We start from the raw sequence: 5,372 nt of genomic DNA, 5'->3' as shown, positions 1-5,372 counted from the left end.
GAGTGTCAGCTCGCGGTTCTCAGCCGGTATCAAATCATCTACGGAGAGTTTGATCCTGGCTCAGGACGAACGCTGGCGGCGTGCTTAACACATGCAAGTCGAACGGTGAACCGCTTCGGTGGGGATCAGTGGCGAACGGGTGAGTAACACGTGGGCAACCTGCCCCTGGCTCTGGGATAACTCCAAGAAATTGGGGCTAATACCGGATATGACCGCTGACCGCATGGTCTGGTGGTGGAAAGATTTATCGGCTGGGGATGGGCCCGCGGCCTATCAGCTTGTTGGTGGGGTAGTGGCCTACCAAGGCGACGACGGGTAGCCGGCCTGAGAGGGTGACCGGCCACACTGGGACTGAGACACGGCCCAGACTCCTACGGGAGGCAGCAGTGGGGAATATTGCGCAATGGGCGAAAGCCTGACGCAGCGACGCCGCGTGGGGGATGACGGCCTTCGGGTTGTAAACCTCTTTCAGCAGGGACGAAGCGCAAGTGACGGTACCTGCAGAAGAAGCACCGGCCAACTACGTGCCAGCAGCCGCGGTAATACGTAGGGTGCAAGCGTTGTCCGGAATTATTGGGCGTAAAGAGCTCGTAGGCGGTTCGTCGCGTCGGCTGTGAAAACCTGAGGCTCAACCTCAGGCCTGCAGTCGATACGGGCGGACTTGAGTTCGGCAGGGGAGACTGGAATTCCTGGTGTAGCGGTGAAATGCGCAGATATCAGGAGGAACACCGGTGGCGAAGGCGGGTCTCTGGGCCGAAACTGACGCTGAGGAGCGAAAGCGTGGGGAGCGAACAGGATTAGATACCCTGGTAGTCCACGCCGTAAACGTTGGGCGCTAGGTGTGGGGGCCATTCCACGGTCTCCGTGCCGCAGCTAACGCATTAAGCGCCCCGCCTGGGGAGTACGGCCGCAAGGCTAAAACTCAAAGGAATTGACGGGGGCCCGCACAAGCGGCGGAGCATGTTGCTTAATTCGATGCAACGCGAAGAACCTTACCTAGGCTTGACATGCACGGAAATCCTCCAGAGATGGGGGGTCCGTAAGGGCCGTGCACAGGTGGTGCATGGTTGTCGTCAGCTCGTGTCGTGAGATGTTGGGTTAAGTCCCGCAACGAGCGCAACCCTCGTTCTATGTTGCCAGCACGTGATGGTGGGGACTCATAGGAGACTGCCGGGGTCAACTCGGAGGAAGGTGGGGATGACGTCAAATCATCATGCCCCTTATGTCTAGGGCTGCAAACATGCTACAATGGCCGGTACAAAGGGCTGCGATACCGCGAGGTGGAGCGAATCCCAAAAAGCCGGTCTCAGTTCGGATTGGGGTCTGCAACTCGACCCCATGAAGTTGGAGTCGCTAGTAATCGCAGATCAGCAACGCTGCGGTGAATACGTTCCCGGGCCTTGTACACACCGCCCGTCACGTCACGAAAGTCGGTAACGCCCGAAGCCGGTGGCCCAACCCTTGTGGAGGGAGCCGTCGAAGGCGGGATCGGCGATTGGGACGAAGTCGTAACAAGGTAGCCGTACCGGAAGGTGCGGCTGGATCACCTCCTTTCTAAGGAGCATGTCACCGCCTCCCGCGTGGGGGTGGTGCAGAGCCGCGCTCAGGGCAGGACGGTCCGCCATCTCCGGTGGGTCGCAGGTTCCTGGGGTGGTGCTCGAGGGTGGAACGCTGACCAGTTCGGCCGGCAGCCTGGTGCTGCCCCTAGTACTGCACACACCTGGTGTGTGCGTGGAGGGGGGTGGTGGGGGGTGACCGGTCGTAGGCACGCTGTTGGGTCCTGAGGGAGCGGGTGACCGTTTCTTCGTCAGGGCCGGTCTGCATCTCATACCGCTGTCTCCTCCGTCTTCGGATGGGTGGGGCGGGGCTGGTGGGGTCGGGTGACCGGTGGCTGGTCGTACGTTGAGAACTGCACAGTGGACGCGAGCATCTTCTGACTCTGGTAGCAGAGTTCAAGTGTTGTAGGCCCGCTGCACGCTTCCTTCCGGGGGTGTGGGGCGGGATTTTTGTGTGGCCAAGTTGTTAAGGGCACACGGTGGATGCCTGGGCACCAGGAGCCGATGAAGGACGTAGGAGGCTGCGATAAGCCTCGGGGAGCTGTCAACCGAGCGTTGATCCGAGGATTTCCGAATGGGGGAACCCCGCACCAGTCATGTGGTGTGACCCGCGCCTGAACACATAGGGCGTGTGGAGGGAACGTGGGGAAGTGAAACATCTCAGTACCCACAGGAAGAGAAAACAACAGTGATTCCGTGAGTAGTGGCGAGCGAAAGCGGAAGAGGCTAAACCGATCGCATGTGATAGCCGGCAGGCGTTGTGTGGTCGGGGTCGTGGGACAGTTCTGCATCTCCTGCCGGGGATGCGGGGAGTCATAAAGGACTTGTGTTAGTGGAAGGCCTCTGGAAAGGGTCGCCGTAGAGGGTGAGAGCCCCGTACACGAAAACGCAGTCCCTCCCGAACTTGTTTCCCAAGTAGCACCGAGCCCGTGAAATTCGGTGTGAATCCGGCGGGACCACCCGCTAAGCCTGAATACTCCCTGGTGACCGATAGCGGACAAGTACCGTGAGGGAAAGGTGAAAAGTACCCCGGGAGGGGAGTGAAATAGTACCTGAAACCGTGTGCCTACAAGCCGTGAGAGCCTTAGGCCCTTCGGGGCCGGGGTGATTGCGTGCCTTTTGAAGAATGAGCCTGCGAGTTAGCGGTACGTGGCGAGGTTAACCCGTGTGGGGTAGCCGTAGCGAAAGCGAGTCCGAACAGGGCGTTCCAGTCGCGTGCTCTAGACCCGAAGCCGAGTGATCTACCCATGGCCAGGTTGAAGCGCGGGTAAGACCGCGTGGAGGACCGAACCCACCAGGGTTGAAAACCTGGGGGATGAGCTGTGGGTAGGGGTGAAAGGCCAATCAAACTCGGTGATAGCTGGTTCTCCCCGAAATGCATTTAGGTGCAGCGTCACGTGTTTCTTGCCGGAGGTAGAGCACTGGATGGCCGATGGGCCCCACAAGGTTACTGACGTCAACCAAACTCCGAATGCCGGTAAGTGAGAGCGTGGCAGTGAGACTGCGGGCGATAAGGTTCGTAGTCGAGAGGGAAACAGCCCAGATCATCGGCTAAGGCCCCTAAGCGTGTGCTAAGTGGAAAAGGATGTGGGATCGCAGAGACAACCAGGAGGTTGGCTTAGAAGCAGCCACCCTTGAAAGAGTGCGTAATAGCTCACTGGTCAAGTGGTTCCGCGCCGACAATGTAGCGGGGCTCAAGCACACCGCCGAAGCCGTGGCATTCACACAACAACCCGTCGGTTCTCCTCGGAGGGCCGGCCAGGTGTGTGGATGGGTAGGGGAGCGTCGTGTGGCGGTGGAAGCGGCGGAGTGATCCAGCCGTGGACGCCACACGAGTGAGAATGCAGGCATGAGTAGCGAGAGGGGAGTGAGAACCTCCCCCGCCGGAAGACCAAGGGTTCCTGGGCCAGGCTAATCCGCCCAGGGTGAGTCGGGACCTAAGGCGAGGCCGACAGGCGTAGTCGATGGACAACGGGTTGATATTCCCGTACCCGCGAAGGAACGCCCATGCTGAACCCAGCGATGCTAACCCACCGACGCCGGTGATCCTCACTTGTGAGGTGATCCGGGGAAGCTGGGGACCCGGACTGGTAGTAGGCAAGCGATGGGGTGACGCAGGAAGGTAGTCCTACCGGTGAGTGGTAGTACCGGTGCAAGGGTGTGGCCCGTCCGATAGGTAAATCCGTCGGACACACAGGGTGAGGCCCGACGCATAGCCGATTGAGGCGAATTGGATGATCCTATGCTGCCGAGAAAAGCCTCTAGCGAGTTCCGAGCGGCCCGTACCCCAAACCAACTCAGGTGGTCAGGTAGAGAATACCGAGGCGATCGAGCGAACTGTGGTTAAGGAACTCGGCAAAATGCCCCCGTAACTTCGGGAGAAGGGGGGCCCCAGCCCGTGAACCACCTAGCGTGGGGCAGCGGGAGGGGGTCGCAGAGACCAGTGAGAAGCGACTGTTTACTAAAAACACAGGTCCGTGCGAAGTCGTAAGACGATGTATACGGACTGACGCCTGCCCGGTGCTGGAACGTTAAGGGGACGGGTTAGCCGCAAGGCGAAGCTCAGAACTCAAGCGCCAGTAAACGGCGGTGGTAACTATAACCATCCTAAGGTAGCGAAATTCCTTGTCGGGTAAGTTCCGACCTGCACGAATGGCGTAACGACTTCTCAGCTGTCTCAACCACAGGCTCGGCGAAATTGCACTACGAGTAAAGATGCTCGTTACGCGCGGCAGGACGGAAAGACCCCGGGACCTTTACTATAGCTTGATATTGGTGTTCGGTTCGGCTTGTGTAGGATAGGTGGGAGACTGCGAAGCGGGCACGCCAGTGTTCGTGGAGTCGCCGTTGAAATACCACTCTGGTCGAATTGGATGTCTAACCTCGGTCCGTGATCCGGATCAGGGACAGTGTCAGGTGGGTAGTTTAACTGGGGCGGTTGCCTCCCAAAATGTAACGGAGGCGCCCAAAGGTTCCCTCAGCCTGGTTGGCAATCAGGTGTCGAGTGCAAGTGCACAAGGGAGCTTGACTGCGAGACCGACGGGTCGAGCAGGAGCGAAAGCTGGGACTAGTGACCCGGCACCGGCATGTGGAAGCGGTGTCGCTCAACGGATAAAAGGTACCCCGGGGATAACAGGCTGATCTTCCCCAAGAGTCCATATCGACGGGATGGTTTGGCACCTCGATGTCGGCTCGTCGCATCCTGGGGCTGGAGTAGGTCCCAAGGGTTGGGCTGTTCGCCCATTAAAGCGGTACGCGAGCTGGGTTTAGAACGTCGTGAGACAGTTCGGTCCCTATCCGCCGTGCGCGTAAGAGACTTGAGAAGAGCTGTCCCTAGTACGAGAGGACCGGGACGGACGAACCTCTGGTGTGCCAGTTGTACCGCCAGGTGCACTGCTGGTTAGCTACGTTCGGCAGGGATAACCGCTGAAAGCATCTAAGCGGGAAGCTCGCTTCAAGATGAGGTCTCTCACCGGGTCAACCGGGTAAGGCCCCCGCCCAGACCAGCGGGTTGATAGGCCGGAAGTGGAAGCACCGCAAGGTGTGGAGCTGACCGGTACTAACAGGCCGAGGGCTTGACCACACACACCTCCCCACCGGGACCCTGTGTGCCAGGTCGTCAACGAAGACAATGTCTCGCGTCCACTGTGCGGTTCTGAACGCACGAACCAGCCGAATGGTTCACACGTTCACAGAGTTACGGCGGCCATGGCGAGAGGGAAACGCCCGGCAACATTCCGAACCCGGAAGCTAAGCCTCTCAGCGCCGATGGTACTGCCCTGGAGACGGGGTGGGAGAGTAGGACGCCGCCGGACA

The 5,372-nt window shown here is 59.5% G+C and carries 3 rRNA genes; all 3 read left to right on the top strand.

Features of this window, described 5'->3' with window-relative positions:
- Positions 1-37 precede the first annotated feature (37 nt).
- A 16S ribosomal RNA gene (locus ACI794_RS20715) occupies positions 38-1,554 on the top strand.
- Positions 1,555-2,012: 458 nt separating this feature from the next.
- Positions 2,013-5,139 (top strand): 23S ribosomal RNA (locus ACI794_RS20710).
- A gap of 115 nt (positions 5,140-5,254) precedes the next feature.
- Positions 5,255-5,371 (top strand): 5S ribosomal RNA (gene rrf, locus ACI794_RS20705).
- The 16S, 23S and 5S rRNA genes sit together here, the layout of an rRNA operon.
- Position 5,372: the final 1 nt, after the last annotated feature.

The organism is Blastococcus sp. SYSU DS0541, from assembly GCF_054050875.1.
This window is presented reverse-complemented; position numbering and strand designations above follow the sequence as displayed.